Source organism: Stappia stellulata DSM 5886, assembly GCF_000423705.1.
GTDB lineage: Bacteria > Pseudomonadota > Alphaproteobacteria > Rhizobiales > Stappiaceae > Stappia > Stappia stellulata.
The window spans coordinates 116,164-131,926 of the sequence record NZ_AUIM01000004.1; the positions used below are offsets into that span (position 1 = coordinate 116,164).

Annotated in this window: 16 protein-coding genes; 15 read left to right on the plus strand and 1 reads right to left on the minus strand. The window is 64.0% G+C overall.

The genetic code is table 11. From position 1 onward, the window contains the following. The first annotated feature begins 363 nt into the window (after positions 1-363). From ldtR to G572_RS0100710, 11 genes are all read left to right on the plus strand, one after another. Positions 364-876: a transcriptional regulator LdtR gene (gene ldtR / locus G572_RS0100660; protein WP_029056839.1), complete on the plus strand. Its 513-nt coding sequence runs from the start codon at positions 364-366 to the stop codon at positions 874-876. A 292-nt stretch (positions 877-1,168) separates the two neighbouring features. Next, positions 1,169-2,494, plus strand: coding sequence for a L,D-transpeptidase family protein (locus G572_RS0100665; RefSeq protein ID WP_425423406.1), 1,326 nt, complete (start codon positions 1,169-1,171; stop codon positions 2,492-2,494). Between the two features lie 93 nt (positions 2,495-2,587). Then, positions 2,588-2,782 carry a DUF6898 family protein gene (locus G572_RS0100670; protein WP_029056841.1) on the plus strand — a complete coding sequence of 65 codons (195 nt, stop codon included), beginning with the start codon at positions 2,588-2,590 and terminating at the stop codon, positions 2,780-2,782. 181 nt (positions 2,783-2,963) lie between these two features. Then, positions 2,964-4,280 carry a serine hydroxymethyltransferase gene (gene glyA, locus G572_RS0100675; RefSeq protein WP_029056842.1) on the plus strand — a complete coding sequence of 439 codons (1,317 nt, stop codon included), beginning with the start codon at positions 2,964-2,966 and terminating at the stop codon, positions 4,278-4,280. A 115-nt stretch (positions 4,281-4,395) separates the two neighbouring features. Next, positions 4,396-4,872 carry a transcriptional regulator NrdR gene (nrdR, locus tag G572_RS0100680; protein WP_029056843.1) on the plus strand — a complete coding sequence of 159 codons (477 nt, stop codon included), beginning with the start codon at positions 4,396-4,398 and terminating at the stop codon, positions 4,870-4,872. 27 nt (positions 4,873-4,899) lie between these two features. Next, the gene (gene ribD, locus G572_RS0100685) at positions 4,900-6,018 is read left to right on the plus strand and encodes a bifunctional diaminohydroxyphosphoribosylaminopyrimidine deaminase/5-amino-6-(5-phosphoribosylamino)uracil reductase RibD (protein WP_037544967.1); all 1,119 of its coding nucleotides are present in this window, start codon (positions 4,900-4,902) and stop codon (positions 6,016-6,018) included. Between the two features lie 3 nt (positions 6,019-6,021). Continuing rightward, positions 6,022-6,624, plus strand: coding sequence for a riboflavin synthase (locus G572_RS0100690; protein ID WP_029056845.1), 603 nt, complete (start codon positions 6,022-6,024; stop codon positions 6,622-6,624). Between the two features lie 251 nt (positions 6,625-6,875). Next, positions 6,876-7,322 (plus strand): 6,7-dimethyl-8-ribityllumazine synthase, encoded by a 447-nt coding sequence (gene ribH, locus G572_RS0100695; protein ID WP_029056846.1) that lies wholly within the window; start codon positions 6,876-6,878, stop codon positions 7,320-7,322. Positions 7,323-7,327: 5 nt separating this feature from the next. Beyond that, entirely contained in the window at positions 7,328-7,873 is a 546-nt protein-coding gene (gene nusB, locus G572_RS0100700) for a transcription antitermination factor NusB (protein ID WP_156884433.1), read from the plus strand. Positions 7,874-8,036: 163 nt separating this feature from the next. Next, the gene (locus tag G572_RS0100705; protein ID WP_029056848.1) at positions 8,037-9,287 is read left to right on the plus strand and encodes an MFS transporter; all 1,251 of its coding nucleotides are present in this window, start codon (positions 8,037-8,039) and stop codon (positions 9,285-9,287) included. 171 nt (positions 9,288-9,458) lie between these two features. Then, entirely contained in the window at positions 9,459-11,594 is a 2,136-nt protein-coding gene (locus G572_RS0100710; RefSeq protein WP_029056849.1) for a sodium-translocating pyrophosphatase, read from the plus strand. A 123-nt stretch (positions 11,595-11,717) separates the two neighbouring features. Here G572_RS0100710 and G572_RS0100715 read toward each other — a convergent pair whose 3' ends face one another. Continuing rightward, a complete protein-coding gene (locus G572_RS0100715; protein WP_029056850.1) occupies positions 11,718-12,155 on the minus strand; it encodes an outer membrane protein assembly factor BamE in 438 nt (145 codons plus the stop codon). 142 nt (positions 12,156-12,297) lie between these two features. On the opposite strand from G572_RS0100715, the gene G572_RS0100720 reads away from it, so the two are divergent. From G572_RS0100720 to G572_RS0100735, 4 genes are all read left to right on the plus strand, one after another. Further along, on the plus strand, positions 12,298-12,837 hold the full coding sequence (locus tag G572_RS0100720) for a ubiquinol-cytochrome C chaperone family protein (protein ID WP_029056851.1): 540 nt from the start codon (positions 12,298-12,300) through the stop codon (positions 12,835-12,837). Between the two features lie 14 nt (positions 12,838-12,851). After that, on the plus strand, positions 12,852-13,412 hold the full coding sequence (locus tag G572_RS0100725; protein ID WP_029056852.1) for a YceD family protein: 561 nt from the start codon (positions 12,852-12,854) through the stop codon (positions 13,410-13,412). Positions 13,413-13,654: 242 nt separating this feature from the next. Then, a complete protein-coding gene (gene plsX, locus G572_RS0100730) occupies positions 13,655-14,716 on the plus strand; it encodes a phosphate acyltransferase PlsX (RefSeq protein ID WP_029056853.1) in 1,062 nt (353 codons plus the stop codon). Then, entirely contained in the window at positions 14,713-15,690 is a 978-nt protein-coding gene (locus G572_RS0100735) for a beta-ketoacyl-ACP synthase III (RefSeq protein ID WP_029056854.1), read from the plus strand. The genes plsX and G572_RS0100735 overlap by 4 nt, the downstream gene beginning before the upstream one ends. The last annotated feature ends 73 nt before the right edge of the window (positions 15,691-15,763 follow it).

A 15,763-nucleotide genomic window follows, 5' to 3' on the forward strand; every position in this document is an offset into this window, starting at 1 on the left:
CGCGGCGAGGGTATCTTCGGTCTCGGATTACCTGCCGCGCCGGCATGTCGTCGGCGCGGCTTTTTTCCTCGTGAAAAATGCCTAGGCGAATGATTTTCAGTCTTTTTTCCATCTGTCGCGCATCGGGAATCTCGATTTTTTTTCAGGCGCCGTTCGGCACCATTTTTCATGTATTCGAGTTCAAAACCGCGTAACTCGGCAATATTTACAGTTAAGAATTCGTGAATTCGATCAATATGCAATGCATTTGCGCGTTAACCGACGATTTAGTCTCCTTTTTAAGCGGATTTTAGAGGCCGGCGTGTAGGGTTTGCATCAAGGTGAGAAAAAACGCACCGCAAACAATACATGAGGCGCAAACAGATGATGACGGCAACGAAAGCGGTCGACGCGGCTTTGCAAGCCGAAGACGGCGATGAAATCCAGCCGCTCTACCTTGAGGCACTGACTCTGGTCGAGCGATTACACCGACGTCTCCTTGACGTGATCAAGGACGAATTCGACCGCGAGGGGCGCTCCGACGTCAACAGCGTGCAGGCGCTGCTCCTCTTCAACATCGGCGATGCCGAACTGACGGCGGGCGAACTCCGCACGCGCGGTTACTATCTCGGCTCGAACGTGTCCTACAATCTCAAGAAGCTGGTCGACCTCGGCTTCATTCACCACCAGCGCTCGCGCACCGACCGTCGCTCGGTCCGCGTCAGCCTGACGGAGAAGGGCAAGGATGTCGCCGGGAAGGTGAACGCGCTGTACCAGCGGCACATGCTGTCGGTGGAGCAGGTCGGCGAGATCGGCCCCGAGGACTTCAAGGTTCTCAACCGGTCCCTGCGCCGCCTGGAGCGCTTCTGGACAGACCAGATTCTCTATCGCCTTTGAGGCGACTGCGTCGACAGGCGCACGCGAAACCTGACTGGTTTGACGATCGGGCCGCATCCTCATGGAGCGGCCCGATGCGTTTCACGACAGAAAACGGTGGCGATCCATGTGCGGTTTTCCGGCGCGGACGCGGCGGACGCTGCGACATGAATGTGCCATATTACCATGCGTTAAGGATTGCGGCGCAAAACAGGCTGTTGCTGTCGGCTCTCCCGTTTCGGGAGAGAGTATTTGTTAATCCGGTGGCGATACCTCTGTTTGACACGATACGGCAAGGCGGGACGGAATGAACATGGTGGCATCTCAGTCGGCAAAACACGGTGCGACGCGCGCCCGGATGCGGCGTGGCCTGCTTGGCGTTTCGCTGCTTGGCGCCGTCTCGGTCCTGTTTTCCGGGGTGTCCGCGACCCCGGCGCTGGCGCAAAACGCTGCCTTGAAGGCTCTGATCGAACAGCAGCAGCGTGTGGAATGGAGCGACCAGTTCGACAACACGATGCGCAGTCTCCAGGCTGTGGAATCGTCTTCTCCGACGCTTTCTCCCGATACCGCGACCTATGTCGAAACCGCGATCCAGCGCTACTCATCGATCGTCCAGAACGGCGGTTGGCCGCAGGTGACGAGCGGACGCCGCGCCATGCGTCTCGGGGCGCGCGAGGACAATGTGATCTCGCTGCGTCGCCGGTTGATGGTCTCCGGCGACCTCGAGCAGACCGCCGGCATGTCCGACACCTTCGATTCCTACGTCGATGCCGGCGTTCGCCGCTTTCAGATCCGTCACGGTCTGACGCCCGACGGCGTCGTCGGAAAGAGCACGCTGAACGCCATGAATGTTCCCGCGGCTGTGCGCCTTTCGCAGCTTGAGACCAACATGGTGCGCCTGCGCTCCATGTCCGGCTTCCTCGGCGATCGTTATGTGATGGTCAACATTCCGGCGGCCGAGATCGAGGCGGTCGAGAATGGTCGCGTGCGGTCGCGTCACACCGCTGTCGTCGGCAAGATCGACCGGCAGACGCCGATCCTCAATTCCAAGATCTACGAGCTGAATTTCAATCCGTACTGGACGGTGCCCGTCTCGATCATCCGCAAGGACCTGATCCCGAAGATGAACGAGGATCCGCGATATCTGGAGAAGAACCGGATCCGGATTTTCGACTGGAAGGGCAACGAGCTTTCCTGGCAGCAGATCGACTGGGGAACGGACGAGGCGACGAAGTTCCAGTTCCGCCAGGAGCCGGGCGAGATAAATTCGCTCGGGTCGGTTCGCATCAACTTCCACAACAAGCATCAGGTCTATCTGCACGATACGCCGTCGAAATCCCTGTTCGGATCCGATTACCGGTTCCATTCCTCCGGCTGCGTGCGGGTGCAGAACGTGCGTGAGCTGATCACCTGGCTTCTCGCCAGCACGACGCCGGACTGGAATCGCGCCCGGGTGGACGAAACGATCCGCAGCGGCGAGCGTGAGGACGTACGGCTTCAGTCGCAGATCCCGCTCTACATGTCCTATGTCACCGGATGGGCGACGGCCGAGGGTGTGGTGCATTTCCGCGACGATATCTACGACCGCGACGGACTGGCGCTTGACGGCGCCAGCACCGCGGTCTCGGCCTATCAGTAGACAGCGCATGAGCGACCCTTTCCCTGAAACGGAGCGTCGTGCCCTGTTCCGCGCGCCGCGGTTGCGCCGGGTTCCTGTGAGCGGAACGGCCGGATGAGCCAGTCGGGTGGCCCGACGGGCGAGGTGTATTTCGAGTTTTTTCCGGTTGGACGACAGGTGCGGGTCACGGCGATTGACGCCGCCACCGGGATCGAGGTCGTCGTGCTGGGGCCCCGGCAGGCGAGCCAGGCGGACCTGCAGCAACTGGCCTTGCGCAAACTGACGCGGCGGCTGTCGATGGCGCCCTGAGACCGTTGCATGCCGGTCTTCGCTCTTGGTTCGCCAACTGGGCTGTGCTATTTGCGAAACCCTTGACAGCGGCACCTGTTCGTCTTCCGCGCCCGGTTGGTGACGGAGACACGTTTCGCCCGCGCGCCTTGCCCAAGCATTTGCTTGCGTTCTGATCAGTTCACGAAAGAGGGGACCGACGATGTCGATGACCGACTCAACGCTCGACACGCCGATTTATCCGGACTTCTTCACGCGCGGTCTTGCGGACGCGGACCCTGAAATCCATTCGGCCATCACCCGCGAACTCGGACGCCAGCGCCACGAGATCGAACTCATCGCCTCCGAGAACATCGTCTCGCGCGCCGTGCTCGAGGCGCAGGGCTCGATCATGACCAACAAATATGCGGAAGGCTATCCGGGCCGTCGCTATTACGGCGGTTGCGAGTTCGTCGACGTCGCCGAGGACCTCGCCATCGACCGCGTCAAGCAGCTGTTCGGCTGCGGCTTCGCCAACGTGCAGCCCAATTCGGGCAGCCAGGCGAACCAGGCCGTGTTCCTCGCCCTGATCAAGCCGGGCGACACGATCCTCGGCATGAGCCTCGACGCCGGCGGTCACCTGACCCACGGCGCGCGCCCCAATCTTTCGGGCAAGTGGTTCAACGCGGTGCAATACGGCCTCGACACCTCGACCGGCCTCATCGACTACGACGCGCTTGAGGAACTGGCCCGCGAACACAAGCCGGCGCTCATCATTGCGGGCGGCTCGGCCTATTCGCGTGAAATCGATTTCGCGCGCTTCCGCCAGGTTGCGGATGCGGTCGGTGCCTATCTGATGGTGGACATGGCGCATTTCTCCGGCCTCGTCGCCGGTGGGGCGCACCCGAGCCCGTTCCCGCACGCGGACGTCGCGACCTCCACCACGCACAAGACCCTGCGCGGTCCGCGCGGCGGCATCGTGCTGACGGATCGCGAGGACATTGCCAAGAAGATCAATTCCGCGGTGTTCCCGGGGCTTCAGGGCGGTCCGCTGATGCATGTGATCGCCGGCAAGGCCGTGGCCTTCGGCGAGGCGCTGCGTCCGGAGTTCAAGGTCTATGCGCGCAACGTCGTCGAGAATGCCAAGGTGCTGGCCGAGACCCTGCGCGAAGGCGGACTGGACATCGTCTCCGACGGGACCGACACGCATCTGATGCTGGTCGATCTGCGCCCCAAGGACCTGACGGGCAAGTCGGCGGAGGCCTCGCTCGGGCGTGCCAACATCACCTGCAACAAGAACGGCGTTCCCAACGATCCGCAGAAGCCGACGATCACCTCCGGTATTCGCCTCGGCACGCCGGCCGGCACCACGCGTGGTTTCGGCCAGCAGGAATTCCGCGAGATCGGCAAGCTGATCACCGAGGTGCTGGACGGTCTGAAGGCCGCAAACTCCGAAGACGGCAATGCGGCCGTGGAGGCGGCGGTGAAGGAAAAGGTCGTCGCACTGACCGACCGCTTCCCGATCTATTCCGGTCTTTGAGACGGACGATGGCGCCGTCGCGCGCCCGGTCCCTGTGACAATCCCGGCGTTGCGCCGCCCCGCGAGGTTTTCTGGCGAAACGGGCGGCGCAATCCGGTTCGGAGCCGAGTGACACATGAAGTGCCCATATTGCGGTTGCGATGACACGCAGGTGAAGGATTCGCGTCCAACGGAAGACAACACCGCAATCCGTCGCCGCCGGATCTGTTCGGAGTGCGGCGGTCGCTTCACCACCTTCGAGCGGGTTCAGCTGCGCGAACTGACGGTGGTCAAACGGACCGGACGGCGTGTCCCCTTCGACCGGGAAAAGCTGGAACGGTCCGTTCGTATTGCCACCCGGAAGCGTCCGGTGGATCCCGATCAGGTGGAACGGATGATCAGCGGGATCGTGCGCCAGCTGGAAAGCTCCGGCGACAGCGACGTGCGGGCCGCGGATATCGGAAATCTGGTGATGGAGGGTCTCAAGGTCCTCGACGACGTTGCCTATGTCCGGTTCGCTTCAGTCTACAAGGACTTCCGAGAAGCCAAGGACTTCGAAGCGCTTCTCGACGAGATGAGTGGCCCCGATGCCACGACATTCAACGACGGGTAGCCGGTGGACCGAAGTGCTCATGATCCCATGACGGCCGTCGATGCGCGTTTCATGGCTGCCGCTCTTTCCGTCGCCCGGCGGGGGCTTGGCCGCGTGTGGCCCAATCCGTCTGTCGGCGCCCTGATTGTCAGCGATCCCGCATCCGGGGGCGTGGTTGTCGGGCAGGGCGTTACCCAGCCACCCGGTGGCGCCCATGCGGAGGTGATCGCGCTGCGCCAGGCTGGCGAACGTGCGCGGGGGGCCACCTGCTATGTCACACTGGAACCCTGTTCCCATCAGGGGCGAACCGGTCCCTGCGCCGTGGCGCTGGCCGACGCGGGCGTTGCGCGGGTGGTGATCGGCTTGCCCGACCCCAATCCGCGCGTGGCCGGTCGCGGTGTCGCGATGCTGCGCGACCGCGGTGTGGAGGTCGTCACCGGTGTCTTGCGGGATGCCTGCGCCGATCATCACGCCGGGCATGTTCGCCGGGTCCTCGCCGGGCGTCCGCATGTCATCTTGAAACTCGCCGTTTCCCGCGACGGGTTCATCGGGCGGGAAGGCGAGGGGCAGATCCCGATCACCGGGTCGGACGTCTTCCGCCGGGTCCATGTCTTGCGCGCGGAATGCGACGGCATCCTGGTGGGGGTGGGAACGGCAATCGCCGACGATCCCGCGCTCACCTGCCGTCTCCCCGGGCTCGCGAACCGCTCTCCTGTGCGTGTTGTTCTCGACACATCGGCGCGGCTTCCCCTGGACACTCGCCTGGTCCGGACCGCCCGCGAGGTTCCCGTCTGGGTGCTGGTGAGCGCGCAGGCCGATCCAGACCGCGTGTCGGCGCTTTCGGCGTCCGGATGCACGGTCATACGCCTCGCGACGCCGGTCAACGGTCGCATCGACCCGCAGGCCGCCATGCGCGCGCTCGGCCAGCGCGGCCTGACGCGCCTGCTTGTGGAAGGCGGCGCGACGGTCGCAAATGCGCTGGTGGAGAGCGACCTCGCCGACGAGGTGATAATCTCGCGTGGCGACATGCGGGTGGGCGAGGGCGGCATTCTCCCGTTCGCCGGCCGGGGCCTCGAGGCCCTGTCCGAGATCGACCGCTACACGGCGCTGGAAACGGTGCCGGTCGGGGACGATACGATGACGCGCTACCTTCGAAGGATGGAGTGACCCATGTTCACCGGAATCATCAGCGACATTGGATGCATCGCCGAAATTTCGCGGATTCCGGCCGGTCTGCGGACGCGGATCGCCACGGTCTACGATCCCGACGGGATCGACATCGGTGCGTCCATCGCTTGCGACGGTGTGTGCCATACGGTCACCGCGAAGGGCCGCGACGGCGAAACAAACTGGTTCGAGATTGAATCGGCCGCCGAAACGCTGAAACTGACGACGGTCGGAAACTGGACGGTTGGCGCAAGGGTCAATCTCGAACGGTCGCTGAAGATCGGCGACGAGCTGGGCGGCCACATCGTCCAGGGGCATGTCGATGCGACCGCGGAGATCGTCGAGCGCACTGACCATCCGGATTCCGTCTGCTTCCGCTTTCGCGTGCCGGCCGAATTCGCCCCCTTCATCGCCAGGAAGGGCGGGGTCGCGCTCGACGGCACCTCGCTCACGGTGAACGAAGTCGATGGCGACACCTTCTCCGTCTTCCTGATCCCGCATACGCTGACGGCCACCACCTGGGCGGACCGCAAGGCCGGCGATCTTGTCAATCTGGAAGTCGACATGATGGCGCGTTACGCGGCCCGGCTTGCCGAATACCGCTAGCGGAGGGTTCCTGCGCCGGGCGCAGGGCAGGCATCGGCAATCCGGGCTGGACAAAGGGGGCAAGGCGTGGTTCCTACCGGCACCCTGACAGCGGCCGTCGCGCGCGTCGATTTGCCGTTCGGCGGATCGTCCATCGCCGACCGGCGACGGGGCTGAGCGGCAAGACACCGCGACATCAAATTTCGATCCCGCGCGCAGCTGACCGGCCTCAGGCTTTCGGTCTTGCGCGCTTTGAAGGTGGAAGAGGCGATATGGCAACCCCGAAGATCCTGGTTATCGATGCCCGTTTTTACAACGACATCGCCGATGCGCTTCTGAGCGGCGCGATGGACGTGCTTGACGCCAATGGTGCCGAGGTGACGCGCGTTTCCGTCCCCGGCGTTCTGGAGATTCCCGGCGCGCTCGCCATGGCACTGGCGGCGATGGAAGGTGGTGTCGCCGACTTCGACGGCGCGGTTCTGCTTGGCTGCGTCATTCGCGGCGAGACGTCTCACTATGACATCGTGGCCAATGAATCGGCTCGTGCTGTGATGGAACTGGTGGTCGATGCCGCCTTGCCTGTCGGCAACGGCATTCTCACCGTCGAAAACAGCGACCAGGCCTGGGCGCGCGCAGATGTGAAGCAGAAGAACAAGGGCGGTTCGGCGGCGCAGGCGGCGCTCGACATGATCGCCGTCCGGGACCAGCTCGGAGTTTGACGTCGATGTCCGATCCCACGCCCGCACCCGCCGACACGCCGCGTCCCGCAAACAAGCGCGGTGCCGCGCGGCTGTCCGCCGTTCAGGCGCTTTATCAGATGGACGTCGGCGGGGTGAACCTTGCCGACGTGCTGGCGGAATTCGAAGCCTTTCGCCTGGGCGCCGAAGTCGATGGCGAGCAGTACCGCGAGGCCGACCCGGCATGGTTCCGGGATCTGGTGGGCGGTGTTGTCGATCAGCAGCGCACCCTCGATCCGGTGATCAACCGCGCGCTTGTCGCCGGCTGGCCGTTGAAGCGGATCGACACGACCCTTCGGGCGATCCTGCGCGCCGGTGCGCTTGAACTGATGAAGCGCAAGGATGTGCCGGCCCGCGTCGTCATCAGTGAATACATCGACGTCGCCCGCGCGTTTTACGATGGCGACGAGCCGCGTATGGTCAACGGTGTGCTGGACCGGCTGGCTCGCGAATTCCGCGAAAAGGAGTTCAGCGCACAGGCACCGGCAAAAGAGGCAGGTCAAGCATCGGAACCGGACAGCGGCGACGCCTGATCGCCGTCGAATTGCCGTAGGGGAAGATCGGGTGGCCGGTTCGGGGCGCGCGACAAGGCGATTTGCGCTTTTCGCATTGGCGTCCTAAACCGGGTGTCGACATTCCATCGCTGCCATGCGCTTGCGCCCATTGAACGGCCTGTTTTTCGGCCCGGAACTGGCCATGGCACCCCAGCCGGACATGACGATGACCGCAGCCGCCAACGCCACCGATTTCCTTGTCGACGACCGCCTCGCGCGCCGCAACGCGGTCCTTTTGGCAATCGCCCAGGCGCTTGGCGGCGCGTCGGCCTCCATCGTCATTGCATCGGCCTCGCTTGTCGGGGCAAGCCTGCTCGGTGCCGACAAGTCGCTTGCGACGCTCCCCGTCTCGAGTTTCGTGCTGGGCACGGCCTTCGGCACGTTGCCTGCCGGCGCGATCATGCACCGCTTCGGGCGGCGCGCCGGTTTTGTCGGCTCGGCGATGCTTGGAATCCTGTCCGGGCTGGTCTCCGCCTATGCGATCTTCCAGGCCGACTTTATCCTGTTTTGCCTTGCCGTCATGGCCAGCGGTTTCGTCAGCGCCTTCGTGCAGCAGTACCGTTTTGCGGCCGCGGATACCGCCAGCGATGCGTTTCGCCCCAAGGCGATCTCCTTTGTGCTCGCCGGAGGCGTCGCGGCCGGGATCATCGGTCCGCAGACCGTGATCAACACGGCCGATCTCTTCGACCCGATCATGTTTGCAGGCACCTATATCGCGCAGGCCGGCCTTGCCCTGATAAGCCTTGTGATCCTGGCCTTCATCTCCATTCCCCGCCCGGCGCGCGGGCCGGTGGCTGCGGGTGCGAGCCGTCCGTTGCGCCAGATCATGGTGCAGCCGCGTTTCATCGTCGCCGCGGCCTGCGGGATCACCTCCTACGCCCTGATGAGCCTCGTCATGACGGCGACGCCGCTCGCCATGATCGGCTGCGGGCTGACGCAGACAGACGCGGCCCATGCGATCCAGTGGCATGTGCTGGCAATGTTCGGGCCGAGTTTCTTCACCGGCCACCTGATCGCAAGGTTCGGGCGCGAACGCATCGTCGCCGTCGGCCTGGCGCTTCTTGCCGGCTGTGCCGTCGTTGCCCTGGCAGGCGTGAATGTCGCAAATTTCTGGATCGCCCTGGTCCTGCTCGGGCTTGGCTGGAACTTCGGTTTCATCGGCGCGACGGCGATGCTCACCGATGTCTATCGTCCGGCCGAACGCAACAAGGTCCAGGCCGTGAACGACTTCCTGGTCTTCGGCTTCGTCGCGGCCGCATCGTTTTCGTCCGGCGCGTTGCTGCATACCTTCGGATGGGCGACCGTGAACTGGCTCGTTTTCCCCTTCACGTTGCTCTGCGTGATTCTTCTCGCATGGCTAGTCCTGTCGGAGCGATCCGCCTCCCGGGTCTGATCCGGACGCCTCCCGTCGGAAATCGCAGGCCGTGGCATCTGATTCCCCCGATCCGGTGCCCTTGGCCAAACTGCGCCTTGACGACAGGCGCAGGACGGCTACCGTCGAAGCCCTCCGGGCCAGAAGCAAAACAAACACAGGCCCATTTCGCGTCCTTCATTGGGGGGAAGAATGCTCGAACTCACACTTGTCATCTTATGTGGTCTGCTTTCCATCGCTTACGGCATCTGGGCAGTCCAGTCCGTCATGGCGTCGGACGCCGGCAATGAACGCATGCAGGAAATCGCCGGCGCCATCCAGGAAGGTGCTCAGGCCTATCTCAACCGTCAGTACACGACGATCGCCATCGTCGGCGTCGTGATCTTCGCACTCGTGGCCTGGCTGCTCGGTGTGCTCGTGGCCATCGGCTTCGCGATCGGGGCAATCCTGTCGGCCGCGGCCGGCTATATCGGCATGCTCGTGTCGGTGCGGGCCAACGTTCGGACCGCGCAGGCGGCCAGCAGCTCGCTCGCCGCAGGGCTGGAAATCGCCTTCAAGTCCGGCGCGGTCACCGGCATGCTCGTCGCCGGTCTCGCGCTTCTCGGCGTGACCGTCTACTACGCCATCCTGACAGAGGGCATGGGCTTCGCCGCTCAAAGCCGCACGGTAATCGACGCGCTTGTCGCGCTCGGCTTCGGTGCCTCGCTGATCTCGATCTTCGCGCGACTGGGCGGTGGCATCTTCACCAAGGGTGCGGATGTCGGCGGCGATCTCGTCGGCAAGGTCGAGGCCGGCATTCCGGAAGACGACCCCCGCAACCCAGCAACCATCGCCGACAATGTCGGTGACAATGTCGGCGACTGTGCCGGCATGGCTGCCGATCTGTTCGAGACCTATGCCGTAACCGTCGTTGCAACGATGGTGCTCGCGTCGATCTTCTTCACCGGCGGCGCCGCCACCGACCTCATGCTGTTGCCGCTTGTGATCGGCGGAGCCTGCGTCGTGACTTCGATCATCGGCACGTTCTTCGTCAAACTCGGCGCCAACAACTCGATCATGGGCGCGCTCTACAAGGGGTTTGTCGCAACGGCCGTGCTCTCCGCCGTGGCGCTTTTCGCCGTCGTGTTTTTCTGGCTGGGTTTTTCCACCGAGTACACGACCTCCGGCGGCGTCAGCTTCACCGGACAGCAGCTGTTTTACTGCGGCCTCGTCGGGTTGCTCGTCACCGGCCTGATCATCTGGGTCACGGAGTATTATACCGGAACCGACTATCGTCCGGTGCGCTCCATCGCACAGGCATCGGTCACCGGGCATGGCACAAACGTCATCCAGGGGCTTGCGATCTCGCTTGAGGCCACCGCGCTTCCCGCGATCATCATCATCGTGGGCATCCTGGCGGCGTTCAACCTGGCCGGCCTCTTCGGCATCGCCATCGCGGTCACCACGATGCTGGCGCTTGCCGGCATGGTCGTGGCGCTCGATGCCTTCGGTCCGGTAACCGACAACGCCGGCGGCATTGCGGAAATGGCGGGCCTTCCGGCGGAAGTGCGCGTCACCACCGATGCGCTGGACGCGGTCGGCAACACCACGAAGGCGGTGACCAAGGGCTATGCGATCGGCTCCGCCGGTCTCGGCGCCCTGGTTCTGTTTGCGGCCTATACGGAGGATCTCAAGTTCTTCGCGGCCAATGCAGCGCCCGGCAGCTACTTCGAGGGGGTGAGCGTCGACTTCTCCCTGTCGAACCCCTATGTCGTCGTCGGCCTGCTGTTCGGCGGCCTGCTTCCCTATCTCTTCGGCGGCATTTCGATGACCGCCGTGGGCCGCGCGGCCGGTGCCGTCGTGGAGGAAGTGCGCCGGCAGTTCAAGGAAAAGCCGGGGATCATGCAGGGGACGGAAAAGCCGGATTACGGCCGGGCCGTCGACATGCTGACCAAGGCGGCGATCCGCGAGATGATCGTGCCGTCGCTGATGCCGGTGCTGTCGCCGATCGTGATCTATTTCGCGATCGCGGCCATTGCCGGCAAGTCGCAAGGCTTCGCGGCGCTTGGCGCCATGCTGCTCGGGGTGATCGTCACCGGTCTCTTCGTGGCGATTTCCATGACCGCCGGTGGCGGTGCCTGGGACAACGCCAAGAAGTCCTTCGAGGACGGCTTCGTCGACAAGGACGGCGTCAAGCACGAGAAGGGCTCCGAGGCGCACAAGGCCTCGGTGACCGGCGATACCGTGGGCGATCCCTACAAGGATACCGCGGGACCCGCCGTGAACCCGATGATCAAGATCACCAACATCATCGCCTTGTTGCTGCTGGCGGTGCTGGCGCACGGCTGACACGGGAGCCCCCGTCCGTTCGGGCGGGCGGCTTTCCCATCGGCTAGACGAAAAACGCCCGCGGCGAGATGCTGCGGGCGTTTTGCATTTGCGGTCAGGCCGACCCCTGCGGGGTCGTCCGGATCAAAGGCCGAGGCTCGGGTTCTGGGCGCCGCGCAGGATCTGCGTGAGGAAGCCGTAATCGGAGCCGCCGGTCCGGGTCTTGCGCGTCAGGATGTCGACGATCTTGCCGTCCTCCTGGCTGTAATAGCCGGTGTCGCGCACGAAACCGTCCTCGTCGAAGTAGATGGCGACAACGCGCTGCTCGACCGTTTCGGGAGCCAGGAACGCAGTCGTCTCCTTGGTTTGCGAAATATAGTAATAGGCGTCGCCGTCCAGCCGGGACACGGTGGAGGGCGACCCGAGCAGGAGTTCGACCTGTTCGCGCGAAGAGCCCACCTGAATGTCGCGCACGCGCTCGGCCGGAATGACATGACCGTGGTTGAGCGTCGTGGTGAAGCATCCGCCGAGCGGCAATCCCAACACGCCAACCACAAGTGCACCGCGAAGCCATTTCTTCATTGAAACGTGTCCTGTTGCTTTCCGTGCTGCAAAGCCCGACATAAGGGCAAACGCCGGTCGATATCGTGGACCGTGCATCCTTGGCAAAGTCCCTAACCTGCGATAGGCGACTTGGCAACCTCGCTCCAGACGAAGGCAAACCATGATATTCGGTCTGTTCCGCCGGCGCACGCCCCCGCAAGTCATTGCGACCTACACCGCGATCGTGGCGCAGGCACGGCAACCGCATTTTTACGCCAGCCTCGATGTGCCGGATACAGTCGACGGCCGTTTCGAACTGGTGGTGCTCCACACCATTCTTGTCCTGGAGCGCCTGCGCGGCGGATCGCAGGTCGAGAGCGCCTTTTCGCAGGACCTCTTCGATCTGTTCTTCGAGGACATGGACGGGACTTTGCGGGAGATGGGCGTTGGCGACGTCACCGTGCCCAAGAAGGTGAAGAAGATGGCCGAAGCCTTCTACGGACGCGCGGCCGTCTACGGCCAGGCGCTCAAGGACGGCGGGACGCAATCGCTTGCCGGGGCTGTCGAACGCAATTTCTTTGCCGAAACTCAAAAGCCGGAGGCCGCGTTTGCCATGGCGCGCTACATCCGGTCCGCCGCCGATGCCCTGGACGGGCAGCCGGCGGACGAAATTCTTCAGGGCCGCCCGGACTGGCCGGCCGCAACGGACTTTTCAAAATAAAGGGAGATCGGCCCATGATCGTGAAGACATTTCCGGTGACCCGGCTGTTCGACGTCACCCGTCTCGGCAATCAGGAGAAGGAACTGACCTTTGAGCCCGATGCGAATGAGCGCGCCCGGCTGATCGAGACCTACGGCCTTCTGGACCTGCAGGACATGCGCTGCGTGTTCCGCCTGCGTCCCTGGCGAAAGGACGGAATCGCCGTCGAGGGGCATCTGCGTGCCCGCGCGACACAGCCGTGTGTCGTGACGCTGGCGCCGGTGGAGCAGGTGATCGACGAGACCTTTTCCCGCCGGTTCGATCCGCGTGCGAGCGAAGCCGACGAGACGGCTGAAATCGAGGTCGAGGCCTTCAGCGAGGATCCCCCCGATCCGCTGAGCGGTCGCGATCTCGATCTGGGCGCGGTGCTGTGCGAACAATTCGCCCTTGCTCTCGATCTCTACCCGCGCGCGCCGGAGGCAAAGGTGCCCGACGCCTATCGTGCGGATGAAGACGAGGAGGGCGAAAAAGCCGCCGGTGCGGGCCGCCCGTCTCCTTTTGCCGTCCTTGCGGACCTCAAGAAGACCGATGGGTGAGGATCCGGTACAGCGTTGATCGCATTGCGGTGCGAAAGGAGAAAGCGGTTGTTTCGCGGTGGCAAACGGGTATGTTCGCCAACGCCTCGGCGTCCGCCGGGCCCGTGACGCAGACCGTGCGGTCCGCGTGCCGGGCCAGACCTGGACACTGTAGCGCCGGTGGGCGGCCTGGCCCGGTGGCCCGGGCCGCCAGCAGCACATGTCGCCGACAGGACAAGAAACGGCCGGAAACAAAGCGGACGATGGCTCAAACGGTTCGAATTTCACTAGATGCGATGGGTGGCGACAACGGGGCAAAAGTCGTCGTGGACGGCGCCGCGCTTGCGCTTGAACGTCGCCCGGACATCGTCTTTTCGCTTTTCGGCGACAAGGACGTGGTCGCGCCGCTGCTGGCTGCGCACCCCCGGCTGCGCGACACCGCGAGCCTGCACCATTGCGACGTATCGGTGGCGATGGATGCCAAGCCCAGCCAGGCGCTTCGCCAGGGGCGGTGGAAATCCAGCATGTGGCGCAGCATCGACGCGGTGAAGACCGGGGAGGCCGATGTCGCGGTCTCCGCCGGCAACACCGGCGCGCTGATGGCGATGTCGAAGTTCTGCCTGCGCACCATGGCCAATATCGAACGTCCGGCCATTGCCGCGATCTGGCCGACGGCGCGGGGCGAATCGATCGTGCTCGACGTCGGCGCGACGATCGGTGCGGATGCGCAGCAACTTATCGATTTCGCGCTTCTGGGCGGGGCGATGGCGCGGGTGCTGTTCTCCATCGAGCGTCCGAGTGTCGGCCTGCTCAACATCGGCGTCGAGGAGGTCAAGGGGCTGGAAGAGGTCCGCACCGCCGGTCGTCTGCTGCGCGAGGCCAATCTGGACACGCTGACCTATGACGGGTTCGTGGAAGGCGACGACCTGGGCAAGGGAACGGTCGATGTGGTTGTCACGGAGGGGTTTGCCGGCAACATCGCGCTGAAGACCGCCGAAGGCACGGCCAAGCAGATCGGCGGGTATCTGCGCGCCGCGATGAACCGCAGCTGGCGGGCGAGGCTCGGCTATCTGCTTGCGCGCGATTCCTTCGATGTGCTGCGCGCGAAACTCGACCCGCGCAAGGTCAATGGCGGTGTCTTTCTCGGCCTCAACGGCATTGTCATCAAGAGTCACGGCGGGACGGATCCGGAAGGGTTTTCCTCGGCGATCGAGCTGGCTTACGACATGGCCCGCAATGACCTGATGCACAAGATTTCCAATGATTTGAAGCACTACCATCGCGGCCGTTTCGGTGCGCGAGACGGATCGGAAGGTGATAAGTGACAGTAAAGCGCTCCATTGTCGTCGGCACGGGCAGCTATCTTCCGCAACGCAGACTGACGAACGCGGAACTGGCGGAGATGGTCGACACCTCCGACGAGTGGATCGTGCAGCGCACCGGCATCCGGGCGCGCCATATTGCAGCCGAGGGCGAATTCACCTCCGATCTGGCCGTCGAGGCGGCGACGCGCGCGCTCGAGGCGGCCGGTCTCACGGCCCAGGATATCGATCTGATCATTCTCGCCACCGCGACACCCGACAACACCTTTCCGGCGTCTGCCGTGACCGTGCAGCAGAAACTCGGTCTGACCAAAGGCTTTGCCTTCGATGTTCATGCGGTGTGTTCGGGCTTCGTCTATGCGATTTCCACGGCGGATGCCTATCTGCGTTGCGGCATGGCAAAGCGCGCGCTCGTCATCGGCGCGGAGACCTTCTCGCGCATTCTCGACTGGGACGACCGCACCACCTGCGTGCTGTTCGGCGACGGCGCCGGCGCCATGGTGCTGGAAGCGGTCGAGGGCGAGGGAACCGCAGGGGACCGGGGCATCCTGACGTCGCACCTGCGCTCCGACGGAAACCATCGCGACAAGCTCTATGTCGACGGCGGGCCGTCTTCCACGCAGACCGTCGGCCATCTGCGCATGCAGGGCAAGGAAGTGTTCCGCCACGCGGTGTCGATGATTACCGATGTGGTCGAGGATGCTTTCGCCGCAACCGGCACGGATGCCGACGCGCTCGACTGGTTCATCCCGCATCAGGCCAACCGGCGGATCATAGACGCCAGCGCGAAGAAACTCGGCATCGACCCCGCCAAGGTTGTGATCACCCTGGAGGACCAGGGAAACACCTCCGCGGCTTCCATCCCGCTTGCCGTCGATGCCGCCGTGCGCGACGGGCGCATCAGGCGCGGCGACCTCATCATGCTGGAAGCGATGGGCGGCGGCTTCACCTGGGGCGCGTCGCTTCTGCGCTGGTAATGTGTCAAACGCTTGTATGTCGTGCGTTTTTCGTGCCGGACTTGCCCGGCGCTGTTGACCGCCGGGGCGCAAG